The 19,223-nt window shown below is 69.2% G+C and carries 20 protein-coding genes; 13 read left to right on the forward strand and 7 right to left on the reverse strand.

Features of this window, described 5'->3' with window-relative positions:
* Positions 1-11 precede the first annotated feature (11 nt).
* Entirely contained in the window at positions 12-452 is a 441-nt protein-coding gene (locus tag BS329_RS21865; RefSeq protein ID WP_076163100.1) for a VOC family protein, read from the forward strand.
* Positions 453-836: 384 nt separating this feature from the next.
* Here the strand turns inward: BS329_RS21865 and BS329_RS21870 are convergent, their stop codons facing one another.
* A complete protein-coding gene (locus tag BS329_RS21870) occupies positions 837-1,427 on the reverse strand; it encodes an HD domain-containing protein (protein ID WP_076163101.1) in 591 nt (196 codons plus the stop codon).
* Between the two features lie 264 nt (positions 1,428-1,691).
* Between BS329_RS21870 and BS329_RS21875 the strand changes: the two genes are divergently transcribed.
* From BS329_RS21875 to BS329_RS21900, 7 genes are all read left to right on the forward strand, one after another.
* Positions 1,692-2,396, forward strand: a complete 705-nt coding sequence (locus BS329_RS21875) for a hypothetical protein (RefSeq protein ID WP_076163102.1) — start codon at positions 1,692-1,694, stop codon at positions 2,394-2,396.
* A complete protein-coding gene (locus BS329_RS21880) occupies positions 2,381-4,012 on the forward strand; it encodes a DNA polymerase Y family protein (protein WP_482746709.1) in 1,632 nt (543 codons plus the stop codon). The genes BS329_RS21875 and BS329_RS21880 overlap by 16 nt, the downstream gene beginning before the upstream one ends.
* 2 nt (positions 4,013-4,014) lie before the next feature.
* The gene (locus BS329_RS43940; RefSeq protein WP_167480025.1) at positions 4,015-4,167 is read left to right on the forward strand and encodes a hypothetical protein; all 153 of its coding nucleotides are present in this window, start codon (positions 4,015-4,017) and stop codon (positions 4,165-4,167) included.
* Between the two features lie 3 nt (positions 4,168-4,170).
* The gene (locus tag BS329_RS21885; protein WP_076163103.1) at positions 4,171-7,524 is read left to right on the forward strand and encodes an error-prone DNA polymerase; all 3,354 of its coding nucleotides are present in this window, start codon (positions 4,171-4,173) and stop codon (positions 7,522-7,524) included.
* Between the two features lie 105 nt (positions 7,525-7,629).
* Entirely contained in the window at positions 7,630-8,139 is a 510-nt protein-coding gene (locus tag BS329_RS21890) for a hemerythrin domain-containing protein (RefSeq protein ID WP_076163104.1), read from the forward strand.
* A gap of 68 nt (positions 8,140-8,207) precedes the next feature.
* The gene (locus BS329_RS21895; protein WP_076163105.1) at positions 8,208-8,690 is read left to right on the forward strand and encodes a VOC family protein; all 483 of its coding nucleotides are present in this window, start codon (positions 8,208-8,210) and stop codon (positions 8,688-8,690) included.
* Between the two features lie 59 nt (positions 8,691-8,749).
* Positions 8,750-9,337 carry a pentapeptide repeat-containing protein gene (locus tag BS329_RS21900; protein WP_076163425.1) on the forward strand — a complete coding sequence of 196 codons (588 nt, stop codon included), beginning with the start codon at positions 8,750-8,752 and terminating at the stop codon, positions 9,335-9,337.
* A gap of 71 nt (positions 9,338-9,408) precedes the next feature.
* On the opposite strand, the gene BS329_RS21905 is transcribed toward BS329_RS21900, so the two are convergent.
* The gene (locus BS329_RS21905; RefSeq protein WP_076163106.1) at positions 9,409-12,081 is read right to left on the reverse strand and encodes a TNT domain-containing protein; all 2,673 of its coding nucleotides are present in this window, start codon (positions 12,079-12,081) and stop codon (positions 9,409-9,411) included.
* A 153-nt stretch (positions 12,082-12,234) separates the two neighbouring features.
* Between BS329_RS21905 and BS329_RS21910 the strand changes: the two genes are divergently transcribed.
* The gene (locus BS329_RS21910) at positions 12,235-12,534 is read left to right on the forward strand and encodes a DUF3017 domain-containing protein (RefSeq protein WP_076163107.1); all 300 of its coding nucleotides are present in this window, start codon (positions 12,235-12,237) and stop codon (positions 12,532-12,534) included.
* A gap of 3 nt (positions 12,535-12,537) precedes the next feature.
* Here the strand turns inward: BS329_RS21910 and BS329_RS21915 are convergent, their stop codons facing one another.
* Together BS329_RS21915 and BS329_RS21920 are read right to left on the reverse strand one after the other, a co-directional pair.
* On the reverse strand, positions 12,538-13,710 hold the full coding sequence (locus BS329_RS21915; protein WP_076163108.1) for an MFS transporter: 1,173 nt from the start codon (positions 13,708-13,710) through the stop codon (positions 12,538-12,540).
* Positions 13,711-13,905: 195 nt separating this feature from the next.
* Positions 13,906-14,223: an ArsR/SmtB family transcription factor gene (locus BS329_RS21920; protein WP_076163109.1), complete on the reverse strand. Its 318-nt coding sequence runs from the start codon at positions 14,221-14,223 to the stop codon at positions 13,906-13,908.
* A gap of 277 nt (positions 14,224-14,500) precedes the next feature.
* On the opposite strand from BS329_RS21920, the gene BS329_RS21925 reads away from it, so the two are divergent.
* Positions 14,501-15,670: an MFS transporter gene (locus BS329_RS21925; protein WP_076163110.1), complete on the forward strand. Its 1,170-nt coding sequence runs from the start codon at positions 14,501-14,503 to the stop codon at positions 15,668-15,670.
* A 3-nt stretch (positions 15,671-15,673) separates the two neighbouring features.
* On the opposite strand, the gene BS329_RS21930 is transcribed toward BS329_RS21925, so the two are convergent.
* On the reverse strand, positions 15,674-15,862 hold the full coding sequence (locus BS329_RS21930; RefSeq protein ID WP_076163111.1) for a DUF1918 domain-containing protein: 189 nt from the start codon (positions 15,860-15,862) through the stop codon (positions 15,674-15,676).
* A 115-nt stretch (positions 15,863-15,977) separates the two neighbouring features.
* On the opposite strand from BS329_RS21930, the gene BS329_RS21935 reads away from it, so the two are divergent.
* The 3 genes from BS329_RS21935 to BS329_RS21945 are packed head-to-tail and all read left to right on the forward strand — an operon-like array spanning position 15,978 to position 17,684.
* A complete protein-coding gene (locus BS329_RS21935) occupies positions 15,978-16,622 on the forward strand; it encodes a spermine/spermidine synthase domain-containing protein (protein ID WP_076163112.1) in 645 nt (214 codons plus the stop codon).
* The gene (locus tag BS329_RS21940; RefSeq protein WP_076163113.1) at positions 16,604-17,110 is read left to right on the forward strand and encodes a hypothetical protein; all 507 of its coding nucleotides are present in this window, start codon (positions 16,604-16,606) and stop codon (positions 17,108-17,110) included. Before BS329_RS21935 ends, BS329_RS21940 begins: the two co-directional genes overlap by 19 nt.
* Positions 17,111-17,117: 7 nt before the next feature.
* Positions 17,118-17,684, forward strand: a complete 567-nt coding sequence (locus tag BS329_RS21945; protein WP_076163114.1) for a GNAT family N-acetyltransferase — start codon at positions 17,118-17,120, stop codon at positions 17,682-17,684.
* On the opposite strand, the gene BS329_RS21950 is transcribed toward BS329_RS21945, so the two are convergent.
* Together BS329_RS21950 and BS329_RS21955 are read right to left on the reverse strand one after the other, a co-directional pair.
* Complete coding sequence (locus BS329_RS21950; protein ID WP_076163115.1) at positions 17,685-18,272, reverse strand: HhH-GPD-type base excision DNA repair protein; 588 nt, start codon at positions 18,270-18,272, stop codon at positions 17,685-17,687.
* A 37-nt stretch (positions 18,273-18,309) separates the two neighbouring features.
* Positions 18,310-19,188 (reverse strand): LysR family transcriptional regulator ArgP, encoded by an 879-nt coding sequence (locus BS329_RS21955; RefSeq protein WP_076163116.1) that lies wholly within the window; start codon positions 19,186-19,188, stop codon positions 18,310-18,312.
* Between the last annotated feature and the right edge of the window lie 35 nt (positions 19,189-19,223).

Here is a 19,223-nt window from a genome sequence, read left to right on the forward strand (position 1 = left end):
AAGGACCTGTCATGAAGCTGGAACACGTCGGTGTCGTCGTCCACGATCTCGAAGCGACCAAGGCGTTCTTCGTCGCGCTCGGTCTCGAACTGGAAGGCGAGGCGTCGCTCACCGGTGACACGGTCGACCGTCTCACCGGGTTGAAAGGGGTTCGGACGGACATCGCGGTGCTACGGCCGCCGGACGGCCGCGGAGGGGTGGAGCTGATCAAATACCGGACGCCGGAGAGGCGGGAAGGTGATGCGCGCGCGCCGATGAACACGCCCGGCATCCGCCACTTCGTGTTCTCGGTCGAGGACGTCGAGGGCACCCTCGAACGGTTGCGGCCGCACGGCGGCACCCTCGTCGGCGAGCTGGTGCAATACGAGGACAGTTACCGGCTCTGCTACGTCCGCGGCCCGGAAGGGATCGTCGTCGAACTGGCGGAAGAGCTTGTACGTCCGGAAGCGTAGGCGAAGGGCCGTGTCGACGGATTCCCGCGAAGCTGGCATCCGCCATGCATGGCGGGTAGTTCCCGTGGTTGTACGGCAACAGCCTGCCGTTAGAGGGTGTTTCGCGCTATAGCAAGCCAAACGGGTTCCCGGCGCGCGAAGCGGCGCTGTTGTCCTGGTTCGACCGCGACGTCGGCCGTCCGCGGCAGGTGCTCACTGGGTCTCAGGTCGGTCAAGTGAACGTGACCTCGTGAAGCAGGCCTATAGGATCTGGACCTCGGCGCTGATCTGGTCAAGCCGCCGCCGTGCCCCGCGTCAGCCGACGACACCGAACGCGAGTGGATCGATCCCGTCCGGCTCCGGCACTCTTCGTGAGCTTCCCGCTGCTTCGCGTGGCCGGACCGATCAGCCGTCGACGGGATGGCGCGCCTGGAAGGCGAGCCTTCCGTCGGCGTCTGCCGCGATCAAGTCGAGCACGTCGTCCAACGCCATGAAGACCTCCCACGGCGACAGTCCACTCGCGACGGTCAGACGATCGACCAGCAGCTGCTCGAGATCCTCGACCCGCTTCGACTTCCATACTTTGTCCGCGATGCTCACGAGCAGATCCTCGACGCCGACATCCTCACCCCAGGCGGCGTGCGTTCGCGCGAATCGAGCCCGCTTTTCGCCGATTCCTTGGGACAGAAGGAGTTCGTAACCGGCTTGTTCGTGCGCGGAGCCGGGTCCGGACAACTCCCCGGGGTGGATCGTCTTGCCGATGTCGTGGATGGCGGCACCGAAAAGGGTCGCTTTGCGGTCGAAGTCCACTTCCGGATGCCGCTTCTCCAGCCAGTCGGCCAGCGTGCCGGCCACATCGTGGACCGCTCGCAGATGGGCGGCGAGCCGCGGGGAAGCGGCCAGCCGGTCCAGCAGGGCGGCGACCTCGTCCGGCAGTGGGCGCAGCGGCGGCTCGCCGGGGTCGGACAACGCGCGACGCAAGGCTTCCGAGGGCATGGCGTCCAGAATGGCAGAAACCGCCTGGTGGCCGAGGGATCGATGTTCCTCAAAGGTCCCTGAGCTGCGGATTTCCTGGCAAACGGCGGTGCTTTCCGGCTTCGGGCATGACAGGTCCGGTGATCGATCCCTCATCGCTTGACAACCACCGCGAGACCCGGTGTACTGGAGTCATCGAACACCTGTTCGAGATGCCGCCTTCCCCGTGGCATGCCAGCACCGTCCTCTATGGACGGTCTAGGTGTAGTGGGGAGGCGAGGTCCGGTGACAGCGGAGGTGGTCGAGGCACGGGCCTTGCCGTTGGCGAGGCTGGCGGCCTTGCCAGGAGTGAGTACGGCCAGTGGCGTGGCTTCCGCGGCCGAACACGCGAGGACTACGGGAAGGGTGCTCCCGGTGTCCCCGGCGTTGTCCGGTCTGCTGCCCGCCGCGGGGCTCCGGCGCGGGAGCACCGTTTCGGTGCTGGGGTCCACGTCACTGGTGCTCACCCTGCTCGCCGCCGCGACCGCCGGCGGCGCGTGGGCGGTCGCGGTCGGCCTGCCCGCGCTCGGGGTGGTCGCCGCCGCGGAACTCGGGGTCGAGGTGGGCAGGCTCGCGCTGGTCCCCCGTCCCGGTGCCGAGTTCCCGGCGGTGACCGCGGCCCTGCTCGACGGCTTCGATCTCGTGGTCGTCGGTCCGGGCCTCGCCCGGCCCGACGTGGCGAGACGGCTGTCCGCGCGCGCCCGCAACCGTGGCTCGGTGCTGCTTTCGCTGGGTTCCTGGCCCGGTGCGGAGGTCGAACTGAGCTGCCGCCGTTCGCGCTGGACGGGCCTCGAGGGCGGTGGCGCGGGCTACCTGCGCGCGCGTGAGGTCGAGGTGCGGGCCGGTGGCCGGGGTGCGGCCGCCCGGCCGACGTCGGCGTTGCTGCGGTTTCCCGGCGAAGGTGGGGTCGAACGGGCGGACTTTCCCGCGACCAGATGGGGGACGGCGTGAACCCGCCCGTGCGCATGCTGGTGCTGTGGTGCCCGGACTGGCCCGCGGTCGCCGCCGCGGCCGTCGCGGGCGAGCCCGTCGGCCGTCCGGCCGCGGTCTTCTCGGCGAACCGTGTGGTCGCCTGCACCGCGGTGGCGAGAGGGGACGGCGTCCGCCGCGGGATGCGGCGGCGTGAGGCCCAATCCTGTTGTCCGGAGCTGGCGGTCTTCGGCGAGGACGACGGCCGTGACGCCCGGCTCTTCGAGTCCGTCGTACGGGCGGTGGAGGAACTGGCCGTCGGGGTCGAGGTGGTGCGCCCGGGGATCGTCGCCGTCCCGGTCGAAGGCGCGGCCGGCTACTTCGGCGGTGAACACGGCCTCCTCGAACGGCTGGTGGACGAGGTGTCCGTGGCGGCGGGGGTGGAATGCCAGGTCGGTGTCGCCGACGGCTTGTTCGCCGCGACACTCGCCGCCCGCCGGTCGACGCTGGTCGAGCCGGGTGAGACGGCGGATTTCCTCGCCCCGTTGCCCATCCGCGAACTCGATCAGCCCAAAACCGGCCGAGCCGAACTGGTCACCCTGCTCCGGCAACTCGGCCTTCGCACGTTGGGTGCCTTCGCGGCACTCGGCGAAAGCGACGTCTCCGCGCGGTTCGGGATGGAGGGTGTCCTCGCGCACCGGCTGGCGCGAGGACGGTCCGAGCGGCCGCCGTCGCGCCGCCGTCCACCGCCGGAACTCTCGCTCGCGCAGGCGTTCGACCCGCCGATCGACCGGGTCGACGCCGCCGCGTTCGTGGCGAAAGGGCTGGGTGAACGGTTCCACGCCGGGCTCGCCGCGCACGGGCTGGCCTGCACCCGCCTCGGCATCTACGCCACCACCGAGACCGGCGAACAACTCGGCCGGGTGTGGCGCTGTGCCGAACCGCTGACCCCGCTCGGCGTCGCGGACAGGGTGCGCTGGCAGTTCGAAGGCTGGCTGAAAGTCCGGGACACCTCGGCGCGGCCCCGGTCCGGTGTCGTCCGGCTGCGGCTGGAGCCGGAGGAGACCGTCGAAGGCCGGTCGCTGCAACTCGGGTTGTGGCAGGCGTCCTCGGCGGGCGGGCTGCGGCCGTCCACCGAGGACGAAGGACTGTCCGGTGAGCGCGCCGGCCGCGCACTGGTGCGGGTGCAGGGGCTGCTCGGCCCGGAGAGCGTCTTCACCGCGGTCCTCGACGGCGGCCGCGATCCCGCCGAGCGGGTCCGGCTGGTGCCGTGGGGCGACAGGCGGGAGAAGTCGGCGCAGGCGGACGCGAACTGGGCCGGACGGCTACCGTCGCCTTCCCCTGCGACGGTGTTCGCGCGGCCGGTGCCCGCCCAGGTGCTGGACGAGAGCGGGCGCGTCGTGGAGATCACCGCGCGGCGCCGGATCACCGCCGTGCCGTTCCTCGTGAGCTTCGAGGGCGGTGAGCCGCGTGAAGTCCTTTCGTGGGCCGGTCCGTGGCCGGTCGGCGTCCGGGCCGGGGCGGGCCACGCGCGGTCGGGGACCCGGATCCGGATGCAGGTGCTGCTGGCCGACGGGCAGGACGCCGAGGAGGCGGTGCTGCTCCGCTTCGAACCCCACAAGAATCCGATGTGGACACTGGAAGGGAAGTACGACTGAACATGGACGAGGAGTACACGCGGCTGGTGCGGAGCTGGCTGGAGGAACCGGCCGTCCCGGTGCAGCGCGCCGAGCCGGACCCGGCCTGGGCGGCGTGCGTCCCGAGAGCGGAAGTGTTCGTCCCCCCGCCGAGACGTTCGACCGAGAATCAGTGACCGATGGGCTGGGACAACCCTCCACGGCCGTGGAAGGACCTCGCCCGCGAACTCGCGGGCGAGGTCCAGCCCGGCGACGGCGGTGACAGCCCCGCGTGGAGCGCCAAACGGGAGGGTTATCAGCCTCCCACCGACCTCTCGGGGCCGATCGGTGAAGACGACGGGGCCACCACGCGCAGGGTGCCGTACGCCGAACTGCACTGCCATTCGAACTTCAGCTTCCTCGACGGGGCGAGCCATCCCGAGGAGCTGGTGGAGGAGGCCGCGCGGCTGGGCCTGGACGCGATCGCGCTCACCGATCACGACGGCATGTACGGCGTGGTGCGCTTCGCCGAAGCGGCCAGGGAACTGGGCGTGCACACCGTCTTCGGCACGGAGCTCAGCTTCGGGCTGTCCGGGCCGCAGAACGGTTTCGCCGATCCTGAGGGCGAGCACCTTCTCCTGCTGGCCAAGCAACAGGACGGTTACCTGAGCCTGAACCGGGCGATCACCGCCGGACAGCTGTATGGCTTCGACAGGCATTCGTTGTCCCCCAAGGAAAGGGCAGAGAAGGGCAGACCGGTCTACGACCTGCGCGCGGTCGCGGAAGAGGTCGACGGGAAATGTGTCGTGCTCACCGGCTGCCGCAAGGGCGCGGTGCGGAAGGCGCTCGTCACCGAGGGACCTTCCGCGGCGGCGGGGAAACTGAAGGAACTCATCGACTGCTTCGGCCGGGACAACGTTTACGTCGAACTGACCGACCACGGTCTTCCCTTGGACAGCACGCACAACGACTTGCTGAGTGAGATGGCCACCGAGTTCGGGCTGCCGACGGTGGCGACCACGGCCGCGCACTACGCCCGGCCGGAACGGGCCCCGCTCGCCGACGCGCTCGGCGCCATCCGCGCCCGGCGTGGCCTGGAGGACATGGAGGGCTGGCTGCCCGCGGCGGGGACGGCGTTCCTGCGGTCGGGGGAGGAGATGGCCGAGATCTTCGCGCGGTACCCGGGTGCGGTGCAGCGGGCGGCGCTGCTCGGCCGGGAGTGCGCGCTCGAACTGCACCACATCGAACCGAAGCTGCCGCCCTTCAAGGTGCCCGAAGGTCACACCGAGGCGACCTACCTGCGGCATCTCACTTACGAAGGCGCGAAGGACCACGAGAAGAACAAAACCGACAAATACCGCCGAAAAGCCCGGAAGCTGATCGAACACGAGCTGGAGATCATCGAGGAATTGGGCTTCCCCGGCTACTTCCTGATCGTCTGGGACATCGTGCGGTTCTGCCGGGAGAAGAAGATCCTCTGCCAGGGCCGGGGTTCGGCCGCGAATTCGGCGGTCTGTTACGCGCTCGGCATCACCAAGGTCGACGCGGTGCGCTACAACCTGCTCTTCGAACGGTTCCTCGCCCCGGATCGCGACGGTTACCCGGACATCGACCTCGACATCGAATCCGATCGCCGTGAGGAGGCGATCCAGTACGTCTACGGGAAATACGGGCGGCTGAACACCGCCCAGGTGGCGAACGTGATCACCTACCGGGCCCGGTCCGCGGTCCGGGACGCGGCGCGGGCGCTGGGGTACTCGCCAGGTCAGCAGGACGCGTGGAGCAAACAGATCGACCGCTGGGGCGCGTTGCGCTCCACGGAGAAAGACCACGATCACGACATCCCCGGCGAAGTCGTCGAACTCGCCTGCGCGCTCGAAGACTTTCCCCGGCACCTCGGCATCCATTCCGGCGGGATGGTGATCTGCCACCAGCCGGTGAGCGAGGTCGTGCCGATCGAATGGGCCCGGATGGCGGACCGCAGTGTCGTGCAGTGGGAGAAGGACGACTGCGCCGCCGCGGGATTGGTCAAATTCGACCTGCTCGGGCTCGGAATGTTGTCGGCCCTGCACTATATGATAGATCTGGTTCACGACCACAAAGGGGAAGAGGTCGACATCTCCGAATTGGATCTCAAGGATCAGAACGTCTACGAAATGCTCTGCCGCGCCGACGCGATCGGCGTCTTCCAGGTGGAGAGCCGTGCGCAGCTGGCCACCCTGCCTCGCTTGCGCCCCAAGAAGTTCTACGATCTCGCGGTCGAGGTCGCGCTCATCCGGCCTGGCCCGATCCAGGGCGGTTCGGTGCATCCCTACATCCGGCGCAAGAACGGGCAGGAGAAATGGGATTTCGACCACCCGAAGCTGGAGAACGCGCTGAAGAAGACCCTCGGCGTCCCGTTGTTCCAGGAACAGATGATGCAGATCGCCCTCGACGTCGCCGATTTCACCCCGGCGGAGGCCGACCAGTTACGGCACGCCATGGGGGCCAAACGTTCCGAGCGGAAGATGGAACGGCTCAAACGACGATTCCTCGAAGGTGCCGCGAAGCACGACATCGGTGAGGAACTCGCGGAGAAGATCTTCGGCAAGCTCAAGGCGTTCGCGAATTTCGGCTTCCCGGAGAGTCACGCGCTGAGTTTCGCCCTGCTGGTGTTCGCGAGCGCGTACTTCAAGTACTACCACCCGGACGCGTTCCTGGCCGGACTGCTGCGCGCTCAGCCGATGGGGTTCTATTCGCCGCAGTCGCTGGTCGCCGACGCGCGGCGGCACGGCGTGAAGGTGCTCGGGCCCGACATCAACGCCAGCCTCCCGCACGCGACGCTGGAACCGTTGCCGGGCAAAGGAGAACTGCTCGCCGTGCGGGGCGGGCTGTCCACCGTGCGGATGATCGGCGAGAGCCTGGCGAAGGAGATCGTCGAGGAGCGGGAACGCGGTGGCCCGTTCGCGGACCTGTCCGAGGTCGCCCGGCGTGTGCGGCTGACCAAACCGCAGGTCGAGGCACTGGCCACGGCGGGCGCGTTCGGTTGTTTCGGCGAGAGCAGGCGGAGCGCGCTCTGGGCGGCGGGCGCCGTCGCCGACGAGAGCCTGGAGAAACTGCCGGGGCTCACCACCGGGGCCAAGGCGCCGATGTTGCCGGGTATGGACGAAATCGACGTCGCGGCCGCGGACGTCTGGGCCACCGGGGTGTCGCCGGACAGCTTCCCGACCCAGTTCGTCCGGGAGAACCTCGACCAACTCGGCGTCGTCACGGCGGCGGGCTTGCGCGAGGTCCCGCACGGTACGCGGGTGCTGACCGGCGGCGCGGTCACCCATCGCCAGCGGCCGGCGACCGCGGGCGGCGTCACCTTCATGAACCTCGAAGACGAGACGGGGATGATCAACATCATCTGCACGATGGGTGTGTGGCGGCGCTATCATCGGGTCGCCCGCGGGAGCCCCGCGCTGCTGGTCCGCGGCGTGGTCGAGCGCACCGGAGAGGTGGTGAACGTGCTCGCGGAGCAGATCCGGCACCTGCCGCTGCGGATCACCGCCAAGTCGCGTGACTTCCGCTGAGCCCCTTGACGATCACCCGGGAGCCATGCTGAAGTTCATCCAGCGTCGCAGTGCACCCGGCAAAGAGACCGCCGTGGGCGCGGAGGCGCCGGACCATGGGAAATCATGGAAACCCCTTCTTCGCCGAACGGCCGGTTGACGGCGTTCGGAAATCAACTCGTTCAGGTTCACAACTGGCTGCGTGAAGAGCTGGCCAGACTGCATGACGACCTCGGATCGGTCGCGGACGGGCGTGCCGAGCGGCTGCGCGATCTACGGGCGCATTGCCTCACCTTCTGCTCGGCGCTGACCAGGCATCACACCGGGGAGGACGGCGGCGCTTTCCTTGTGCTGTCGGAGAAGTATCCCGAACTGCGGCCGGTGCTCGAAGAACTCGCGCACGACCACGACGTCATGACCGGGATCATCGAACGGCTCGAAGAACTGGTCGGCGGCGTCGGCCCGGCGTCGAGTCCGGCCGAGATCCTGCATGTCCAGCGGGAACTCGACGGGCTCACGGCGATCATGGAGACGCATTTCCGCTACGAGGAGAAACGCATCGTCGAGGCCCTCAACTCCTTGGACATGCCGGAGTGGCGGGACATGAAGCCGTCGTTCCTGCTGAAAACGCATTAGGACAAGATCTGTCCTATACGCCCTTTAGTGTTCTTCTCAACGCGCCACGACGACTGAGGAGAACCCTGATGAACAACCCGATCCCCGACGGCTACCACTCCGTCACCCCGTGGATCATCTCGCGCGACACCGCGGGCGTGATCGACTTCCTGAAGTGGGTCTTCGACGCCGAGCCGATGGGCGAACCGGTGTATGTCGAGGGCGGGAAGATCGGGCACGCCGAGGTCCGGGTCGGCGACTCGGTCGTCATGCTGTTCGACGCGCAGGACGACTGGGTCGACACCCCGGCGTACCTGCGGCTCTACGTCGAGGACAGCATCGAGACGCAGCGCCGGGCCGTCGAGGCGGGCGCCGAAGAGGTCACGAAGCAGACTGAACTCTTCTTCGGCGACCGCGTCGGCCGGGTCCGCGACCCGTTCGGCAACCTGTGGTGGATCCAGACCCGGCTCGTCGACCTCGAGTACCCGGAGATGGAGCGCCGCATGAACGACCCGAAGTTCATCGAGGCCATGCGATACGTGTCGGGTGCGAAGATCATCCCGAGCCGCTGAAGCAGGCGGAGCGGTGAACGCGATCCCGTGGCCGTGAGCAGGTGTGCGATCCTGAACGGGTGATCGAGACCGCCGAAGACTATCGAGAAGCCGTCCTTTCCCAGCAATGGTGGGAAAAACGCAGTTTCGTCGGCTGCGACTTCACCGAGGCCGACCTGCGCGGGCTGCGCACCCAAGGCTGCACCTTCGACCAATGCGACTTCACCAAGGTCGACTTCGAGGGCTCGCGCCACGAGGCGTCGGCCTTCCGGTCGTGCACCTTCGACCGCAGCGTGCTCGCCGGGACCCGGTGGAGCTCCTGCTCGATGCTCGGATCGTCCTTTGTGGACTGCCGGTTCCAGAAGGTCGCGTTCACCGAATGTGACCTGTCGCTGGTCTCGCTGAGTCGAAACCGACTGTCCAAAGTGGATCTTTCCGGTCTTCGGCTGCGCGAGGCCAACCTGACCGAGGCGGACCTCACCGGAGCCGATCTGCGCGGCTCCGACCTCACCGGAGCCCGACTGGCTGGGGCGAAACTCGAAGGCGCCGACCTGCGCGCAGCGCGGATCGACGCCAACGGCCTGGTGCAGGCGAACCTCTCGGGTGTCCACGTGGACACCGAGACCGCGGTGGCCTACGCCGCCGCGCACGGCCTCGTCATCCACTGACCCCGGATGTTATGAACGGACCTTTCATAACAAGTCTTGTTATGAAAGGTCCGTTCATAACACGCCACGGGCTAGTCGATCGGCGGTTCGCCCGGGTCCAGTTCGATGAGGTCGCCCTCGGCGAGCAGCTCCTCGATGGACGCCGGCAGCAGGTACGCCGACCCGCCACCGGGCTGGTTGAACCACGGGATCGCGACACCGGCGAGCGCTTCGAGCGGACGCTGCACGCGGTACACGTGGTACGGCCGGTTCACCCACTCCGGCACGAGTGAGCGTTCCTCGAACGGCGTCCCGGCGGCGTAGGTCAGGTTGCCGTTCGGGCCGCCGAAGCGGTCCAGTTCGCTGCCCGCGGGCAGCTCACGCAGCTCCTTGCCGCGGAACAGCGTCAACGGAGGCTCGCCGTTGAGCGGCGAGATCGGCCAGTTCTGCTTGGCGTCGGGAGGCCCGGCGGCCGGTGAAACCGGCGGGCGGGCCGGTTCCTCGCGCCGCATCGGCGGCGGAGGCGGCGGCGTCACCGGCGGTTCGCGCCGGGGCGGCGGACTCGACAGCACCGGATTCGGCCGCACCGGGGGCGGGACCGGTGCGGGGGCGGGCTCGTCGTCCAAGTCGTCCCCGAGCAGTTCCTCGGCCGTCGTGAACGCCGTCTGTTCCTGTGCCGGGATCGACTCCCGCGGCGGAATCGGATGCGAACCGGTCGCGATCTCGGGGGACAGCGTCGCCAGCACGGGCGGCGCCGGAGCCGGGGGCGGCTCCTCGACCGGCCGCTCCTCGGCGGCGGGCGGCTCCTCGTAGGGCTCGTCGATGACCGGCGGAGCGCCGTTCGGGTTGAGGAGGACTTTGCCGAGCATGAACGCGGCCGCGTCCTCGGCGTCGCCGAACACCGCCGGGTTGGTCAGCTTCCCGTCGTACCAGCCGACCCGCCAGCCACCGCCGTCGACCTGCTCGACGCTCCAACCGTGCTCGGTGGGGGAGCCGATGCGGTAGACGTCGTCGGGCACGTCGAGGTCGTCGAACTTCGCTTGTAGTTCGTTCAGGACCGGGACGGGGTGCTCGGCGCGGCGCGGCCGCTCCGGCGCCGCCCGGCGCGGGGCTTCCTCGCGCTGCGGTTCGGGCTCCGCGCGGGGCACGGGGGCGGCAGTAAAGGTCCCCCGCTCCTGCTGCGGGCCGTCGACCTGGGTGATCTCGGAGTCCGACGGCGGGGGCGCGCTGGGCGGCTCCGCGTCGTGTGTGAGGAGAGGCAGCTCAGGGCTGGCGTCGGCCTGCTCGACCGGCGTGTAGCCGGTGGTCGTCTCCTCGGGGGGCGAGTACGGCTGGTCCTCTTCCTGCGGGGGGTGAGGCTGCTCGTAGGCGTCGACCTGAGGAGGCCGCGCGTACGTCGTGGCTTCAGGGTCGGCGACCAGCGGTTCGGGCTCGGTGCGCTGGCGCGGCGCGTCGTCCTGCCGGGCCTCGTCGGTGTAGGCGTCCTGTTCGGACTCGTGGAACTGCGCCTCTTCGTGCCCGTACTGCTCGTCGTAGCCGTCTTCGTACTGTTGCTCGGCGGCGGCTTCGTGGAAGTCCTGCGCCTGGTAGTCCTGGGGGTCGTAGCCGTCTTCGTACTGCTGGGCCTGCTCGGCCTGGTCCGGGACGGTCGTCTCGGCGGCGGGGACGGCCGCGGCGGCGGAGACCGGTGCGGCGGCCGCGGCGGCCAACGAGGCCGAGTCCGGGCCCTGCTGCTGGTGCGGCGGGAGGACCGGCGGCTGAGCGGGCTGGTTCGGGCCGGGACCCGCGAGACCGTTGGGGCCGGGGCCCTGGTTGGCCGGGGCCTGCGGCGGCACAGGCGCGTTCTGCGCCGGGCCGTTCTGCGGTGGGCCTTGCGGAGGCGGGCCGGCGGGGCCGTTGGGCCCACCCGGGCCGTTGGGGCGCTGCTGCGGGGGCTGATTCCCCCGGGTGAGGTATCCCGCCGCGGCCTGCAACGTCGGGTCGTCGACCTCGGGCAGCGTGAAGCCGTTCTGCCGGACGTGGTCGATCAAGTCGAGTTCCGGCGAGACGCCGTACTCGCGCAGGTAGAAGTTGACGGCGGCGGGCCAGATCCATTGGCCGTCGCTGTGGAAGGCGACCGGGACGGTGGCCTCGGGGGTCTGGGCGAGCCTGTCGATGTCGTAGCCGCGCTCGGTGACCACCAGCGGCGCGTGGTCGAGGTATTCGAGCAGCCTGTCCTGCTCCTCGATCTCCAGGTCGGGCCGGTTGATCACCGGACGCCCGGCCGGGCCGACGGTGTCGAAGATCCGGGCGATGCGGAAGTGCGGGCCCGGCTGTTCGGGGCCGAGACCGGACATGCGCCGGATCAGCCATTCGGGCACATTCTCCTCGGAGCGGGGGAACATGCGCAGTTCGTCGGAGAGTGCCTGCGGAGGCGGCGCGAGGCGCCACTGGGGCTCGTCGCGGTTGTACTCGAGGTTGTAGCTGGACGGGTGGTCGAGTTGGTACCGCGCGTTGAACCAGGTGCCGCGGCCGTCGCGGTACATCCCGGCACGGAGCCTGCCGAACAGCGTCGCGATGTCGTGCGTCGCGACCCATTCGTGCGTGGTGCCGTCCTCGGTGATGATCTCGCCGGTCATCTCGTGGTACCTGCCGACGGCCCGGTACTCGGCGGTCACCTTCCGCCAATCACGAGGCGCGGCCCGCAGCAGGGCGAGGCCGATCTGTTTGACCAGGGTGTCCTGCTCGGTCGCGTTCAGCTGAGTCGTCGGTTGTGCCACGCTCACATTTTGACCGTATCCGCGCCCGTGTGCACCCCGCATGTGGGTTTTGCCGCTCTTGACAACGCGGAAGACGCCCTGACCTGCTGTCTGTTTAGTCACCCGGGATACTGACGGCGTGAATCGAATCGCCCGCGAGACCATGAAGGACAAGGATTGATGACGGTGGCCGGACAGCGGCGTGACCGTGGGGCACTGCTCCGTCACGTGCCGTTCCTGCTGGTGATGCTGGTGGTGGCCGTCGCCGCGCTGCGCATCGGCCAGTACCACTGGCGTCAGGGCGCCGCGCTGATCGGCGGCGCGTTGATGCTCGCGGGCCTGCTGAGGGCGCTCCTGCCCGACGTGAAGGCCGGGCTGCTGGCGATCCGCGGCAAGCCTGTCGACGTCCTGACCTATGGCGCGCTTTCCGTCTTGATCCTTTTCATCGCCTTCACGATCACCGGCGGGCCGTTGTCCTGAGGGTCAGGAGGCCATGGCCGGCGTGATTCGCGCTTCGCGGCGGTCCAAGCCGCCGGAGACCACGGCCAGCGAGAGCCCCAGCACCGCCAGTGACGCGCCGACCCAGTTGGGTGCGACCAGGCCGAGCCCGCCCGCGATCACCAGACCGCCGAGGTAGGCGCCGATCGAGTTCGCGATGTTGAACGCCGACTGCACGGCCGCGGAGACCAGCGACGGCGTCCCGCCCGCCTTCTCCATGATCCGGGCCTGCATCATCGGGCCGATCATGAAACCGGCGAGGCCGACGAAGAAGATCGTCACCGCGGCGCCGACCTTGCCGTTCGCCGTGACGGTGAAGATCGCGAGCACCGTGGCCAGCCCGAACAGCGAGACGTAGAGGCTCGGCATCAAGGCCTTGTCGGCGAGCCTGCCGCCGAGGTAGTTGCCGATCGTCATGCCGACCCCGGCCAGCGAGAGCAGCAGGGTGACGTTCGACGGCGAGTAGCCGGTGACGTCGGTCAGCATCGGCGTGATGTAGGACAGGCAGGCGAATACGCCGCCGAGGCCGAAGGTGACGATCGCGAGCGCGAGCCACACCTGGGGACGGCGGAAGGCGCCGAGTTCGCCGCGCAGCGACGGCTCGACCGGTTTGCCCTGATGGGGGACCAGTTTCGCGATCGCGGCCATGGCGACCAGGCCGATCACGGCGACGACGCCGAAGGTCGCGCGCCAGCCGACCTTCTGGCCGAGCAGCGTCCCGAGCGGCACGCCGACGACGTTGGCCAGGGTCAGGCCCATGAACATCATCGAGACGGCCTTCGCGCGTTCGCCCGGCTTGGCCAGGCTCGACGCGACGACCGCGCCGGCGCCGAAGAACGCGCCGTGCGGGAGGCCCGCGAGGAAGCGGAAGGCGACGCCGAAACTTTGGTTCGGCGAGAGCGCGAAGAGGACGTTGCCGAGCGTGAACAACCCCATCATCGCCAGCAGCATGGTCTTGCGCGGCAGCCGGACGGCGACCGCGGTGAGCAGCGGGGCGCCGACCACGACGCCCAGGGCGTAACCGGAGATCAGGTAGCCGGCGGACGGGATGGACACGCCGAAATCGGCGGCGGCTTCGGGCAGTACGCCCATCATGACGAATTCGGTGGTGCCGATGCCGAAGGCACCGATGGCGAGCGCGAGCAGCGCGACGGGCACGGCTCTCCCTTCGAGGGTCGTACGTGAGTAAACGATTACTCGCCCACCGTCGCGGATGGGCAACTGAATCGATTTAGGTCTCGGACATGAAAGAAGACAGCGCGTTCGGCCCCGACGTCGACGAGCTGTCCTACGTCCAGTTCAACGGATCACGGGGGCTTTTGTCATCCCGGTTTCGGGTGAGGCTGCCCACCCTCAGCGGCGGGCGGCGAGCACGCCCTGGAGCAGTCCGGGGAAGAGTTCGTCGAGATCGTTGCGGCGCAACGAGTTGTAGCGCGTGGTGCCCTGCTGCCGGCCCATGATGATGCCCGCTTCGCGCAGGGTGCGCAGGTGATGGGTGAGTGTTGACTTGGTCACGGCGACGTCGAAACCACTGCACGAGATCTCGGTGCCGGGGCCGGCCAGCTGGCGGACCATGTCGAGCCGCACCGGGTCGGCGAGCGCGGCGAGGACCGTCTCGATCCGGATCTCGTCCTGCCCCGGGTAGACGTACTGCTGGGTCGGCGTGGCCATCCGTCCATAGTACGACGCCCCTCGAACTTTCCGCGAGTTCGTAGTACGGTCACCATCGAACTACGACAACCATCGAACAACGACCCCCGTGCGACTTTCGCCCCCTGATCGCGATCCGGCGCCGGCCGGGCTCCCGCGGCACCGGCTCGACTTTCGCGGGCTAAGTGCGCTCTGCCCGGCACCTGGGTGACCGGGGCCGGAGCGACTTCCGCCCCCTAATCGCGATCTGGGCAGGGAGTGGGAAGTGGGCGCAAAAGGGGTCTGGAGCTGGGGAGTCATGACTTTCGCACCACCCAGGACCGCGGTGCTGGCACTCGGCACGTTCGCGGTCGGCACCAGCGGGTACGTCGTCGCCGGGCTGCTGCCCGCGCTGACCGGCGAGCTCGGGGTCTCCGAGACGGCCGCCGCGCAGCTGGTCACCGCCTTCGCCATCGCGTACGCGGTCGGCTCACCGCTGTTCGCCGCGGTCACGGGCCGTTGGGAGCGGCGCACGCTCCTGGTCACCGCGCTCGTCGTCACCGCCATCGGCAACGCACTCGCCGCCCTCGCGCCCGGCTACGTGACCCTGCTCCTCGCCCGGGTCGTCACCGCGATCGGCGCGGCGGTCTTCACCCCGGCCGCGAGCGCCGTCGCCGCCGAACTCACCTCGCCGGAACGCCGGGGCCGCGCGGTCGCGCTCGTCTTCGGCGGGCTGACCGTCGCGACGATCCTCGGCGTCCCGCTCGGCAGCGTCCTTTCACAGAGCGTCGGCTACCAGGCCGTCTTCGCACTCGTCGCGGCCTTCTCGCTTCTCGGTGCCTTCGCGGTCCGGATGGTGTTGCCCGCGGTCCCGGCGCCGCCTCCGGTCCGGCTGGCTGAAAGGTTCACCGTCGCCAGGGACCCGCGCGTCCTCGCCATGCTCGCCGCGACCGTGCTCGGCTGCCTCGCCGCGTTCTCCGTCTACACCTTCATCTCGCCGGTGCTGTCCGCCACGGCCGGCGTCCACGGAACGACGGTCAGCCTGCTGCTGTTCGTCTACGGCGCGGGCGGCGCGCTCGGCAACGTCCTCGGCGGCCGCGCGGCCGACAAGTGGGGCGCCAAGGGGCCGCTGCTGGTCGTCTTCGGCGGGATCACCGTGGTGCTCGCGCTGCTGCCGCTGGTGGCGACCACCGTCGCGGGCGCGGCCGTCGGCCTCTTCCTCTGGGGACTGGCCACCTGGTCGGTCAACCCGCCGATCCAGCACCGGCTGATCGAACTCTCCAGCCAGAACGCCGGACTGCTCCTCTCACTCAACGCGTCCGCGATCTATCTCGGCGTCGGGCTCTCCGGCCTGGTCGGGGGAGCGGTGCTGAGCGGCGGCGGACCGCTCCTGCTGCCCGAGATCGCGGCGGTGCTGACCGCGCTCGGCGCGGCCGTGGTCGTGGCGGGCTGGCGGAGCCGCGTGAAGCAGCCCGCCCTTGCCGAGTGACGCCTATTCGGCGCGAGACTGGACTTCGCAGTCGGGTCCGGGAAAGACCAGCCCTTCGTGCCCGTCGGCGAACCGGACGAGATACGGCGGGGCGCCGTGTTCGCCGCGTACCTCGAGGATTTCACCGCGTTGTTCAACCGAGCCCACCGTGCGTCCGTGCACGTGGATCTCGTCTCCGACGGTCGCGTGCATGAGTATCACCTCCGACGCTTCAAGGTTAGGAGCGCCGGAGGTGATTCCGCTACGGCGCTTGCATGATCCGCGAAATGCGCGGGCTCGCGTCGGCCGTCGCCGATAAGCTGCCCGGATGACCGACGTACTCGACGTGGTGGCCGGGAAAAGTGGCGAACTGGTACTTCGCCGGGCCGGTGAGGACTTCGAGGTCATCGCCAACGGCGTCTTCCTGATGGACACCCGGAACGGTGAATCCGAACGGCTGCTCGTCTCGGTGGCGGCGGACCTGGTGCCGGGCAGGACAAGGATGCTGATCGGCGGCCTCGGTGTCGGCTATTCGCTGCGCGCCGCGCTGGACCACCCCGGTGTCGGCGAGATCGTGGTCGTGGAGCGCGAACCCGCCGTGATCGGGTGGAACCGAGAGGGCCCGCTCAAGGACGTCCACGACGACGCCCTTTCCGACCAGCGGGTCACCGTCGTCGAGGCCGACCTGGTGAAGTGGTTGCGCCGGACGGAAGAGCGGTTCGACGCGCTGTGCCTCGACATCGACAACGGTCCTGAGTGGACGGTCACCGACGGCAACGCCGAGCTGTATCAGAACGACGGACTCGACATGCTCGCTGACCGGTTGCGGCCCGGCGGGGTGCTCGGGGTGTGGAGTGCCGAGGCGGTGCCGTCCTTCGCGAAGCGGCTGCGAGCGCGGTTCGGGGAGGTGCGGGAGCTGAAGATCCCGGTGCCGCAAGGTGAACCGGACGTCCTGTGGTTCGCGCGGGTGTAGCGGACGCCGCGCGCGTCAACGCCCGCTGGTGCGACGTGGTGTGCCGGGCGCACGGGATCGCCGGGACGTTCGGCCGTCATGCCTGGACCGCGCCGCGCCGGACGCCGCCGCTGTACCCGGACGCGGTGACGTTGACGCCTGCCGCCTCGGTGACGGACGTACTGGACGGAATCGACTTGTCGCCGGGTTGTTCGGTGAAGGACAGCTTCGGTTGCCTGGATCTTTCCGGCGCGGGCTTCGAGGTGCTCTTCGAAGCCACCTGGATCACGCGCACCGCTGAGGTGCCCCTCGAACCGGGCTGGGCACGCGTCGACGGCCGGTTCGAAGACCCGTCCGTCGCAGAGTGGTCTGACGGCGTCTCCGGTGTGATCTCCAACCGGGACGGCGACTTCGCCGGACTGTCCAATTTGTACACTCATGGCGACCTCGACGCCGCCCTCCGCGACGGCTACGCGGCTCTCGGCCCGCTGCGGGTGTGGCTGAAATGATCCCCGGATGGAGATCACGACCTGGCACCTCGAACAGACCTCGCCGGACGACCTGAGCGCGGCGAAACCGCCCGCCGTCCCGGTGACGGTCACCCGCGCCGAGCTGGTCAGCCCCGAGCTGAACCGGTACCTCTACACCGCCGTCGGCGGCGACTGGTTCTGGATCGACAGGCTGGACTGGACGTGGTCGCGGTGGATCGAGTGGCTGGACAGGCCGGGCGTCGAGACCTGGGTGGCGTACACGCGGGGAACGCCGTGCGGCTTCTTCGAACTCGACGGCAGCGCGGACGACGAAGTGGAACTCGCGTACTTCGGCCTGATGTCGTCCTTCGTCGGGAAGGGCATCGGCGGGCATCTGCTGACCGTCGCGCTGCGGGAGGCGTGGGCGCTCGCGGACCGCTGGCCCGGCAAGGCGGCGACGCGCCGCGTGACGGTCCACACCTGCACCACGGACGGCCCGGCCGCGCTCAAGAACTATCAGGCACGCGGCTTCCGGCTGTTCCGCACCGAAGCCGGGCAGGCCGAACTGCCCGCCGAGACGCCGGGGCCGTGGCCGGGAGCCGCGAAGAAGTAGCTACTTCGCCGGAGCCTTGGCAGCGGCCTTCGCCGCCTTCTTGAACGCCCGCACCTCGCCGAGGGTCTTCGTGTCGACAACATCGGCGATCGAACGCCGGGAGCCGCGGTCGCCGTACGAGCCGGTGGCCGCGCGCCAGCCCTTGGGCTGCACACCGAGCTGCTTACCGAGCAGCGCGAGGAAGATCGCGGCCTTCTGATCGCCGAAACCGGGCAACGCCTTGAGCCGCTTGAGGACCTCGGGGCCGTCCGGTTTGGGCCGCCCGGCGGTCCAGATCCCGGCGGCGTCGCCGTCGTAGTGTTCGACCACGTGCTCCGCGAGGTCCTTCACCCGCCGGGCCATCGAACCGCCGTAACGGTGGATCGCGGGCGGGACGACACAGAGTTCGACGAAGGTCTCGGTGTCCATCGCGTGGATCTTCTTGATGTCGAAACCGTCCATCCGGTCCGCGATCTTCTGCGGTCCCCGGAACGCGTGTTCCATCGGGAACTGCTGGTCGAGGAGCATCCCGACGAGCAGCGCGAACGGGTCTTCGGTCAGCAGCCGGTCCGCTTCCTCGTCTCCGACCAGGTGCAATGCGCGCGTCATGCGCCCAGGATCTCACGAACGCGCCGCCGCGCGCGTCTCATCCGTGTGGGTCGACCAGCAGGTCCGCGGCCGCGGTGGTGACGGCGGCCGACACCGCCGCCAGCGCGGGGGAGTCGAGTTTCCACTGCTGCCAGAACAGCGGTACGTCGATCGGGTGGTCCGCGTCCAGGCAGACGAAGCGCCCCTCGCGCAGGCGGTCGCCGATCTGCGCGAGCGGCACCATGCCCCAGCCCATCCCGGCAGCGACGGCGTCGAAGAACCCTTCGGACGACGGGACGTAGTGCCGCAGCGAACTCGCGATCGTGCCGCGTTCGCGCGCGAAGCGGTCCTGAAGGTCGTCACGGCGGTCGAAGACGACGACGGGTGCTTCGGCGAGATCGAGGCCTGTCCCGAGCCGAGGGCTCACGACGGCCAGGTAGCGCATGTGCCCGAGCCGGTGCACCGAACAGCCCGCGACCGGATCCGGCGACGACGTCACGGCCGCCATCACCAGGCCTTCCCGCAGCAGGGTCGTGGTGTGGTCCTGATCCTCGCGGTGCAGTTCGAAGCAGATCTTTTGCTCCGCCGGTACCCGGGTGAGCGCCGGCAGGAACCACGTCGCCAGGGAATCTGCGTTCACCGCGATCGGCAGCCGGACCGGCTCGTCGCCCGCGGTCAGGCCGAGTTCGGCCCGGGTGTCGGACTCCAGCAACGTCAGCTGACGGCCGAAGCGCACGACCGCCTGTCCGGACTCGGTCAGGCGCACCGGTTTCGTGCGGATCAGCAGAACCCGGCCGGTGCGCTGTTCGAGGGCCTTGACGCGCTGGCTGATCGCCGACGGCGTCACGTGCAGGGCCGAGGCGGCCGCGTCGAACGTGCCTTCGTCGGCGACCGCCAGCAGGGTGCGGACCAGGTCGAGGGGCAGTTCTGTCGTCACGAGCGCTAATCTTACGTAAGAATCTTTAGCTGTAC

Origin of the sequence: Amycolatopsis coloradensis (genome assembly GCF_001953865.1) — a bacterium.
Classification (GTDB): domain Bacteria; phylum Actinomycetota; class Actinomycetes; order Mycobacteriales; family Pseudonocardiaceae; genus Amycolatopsis; species Amycolatopsis coloradensis.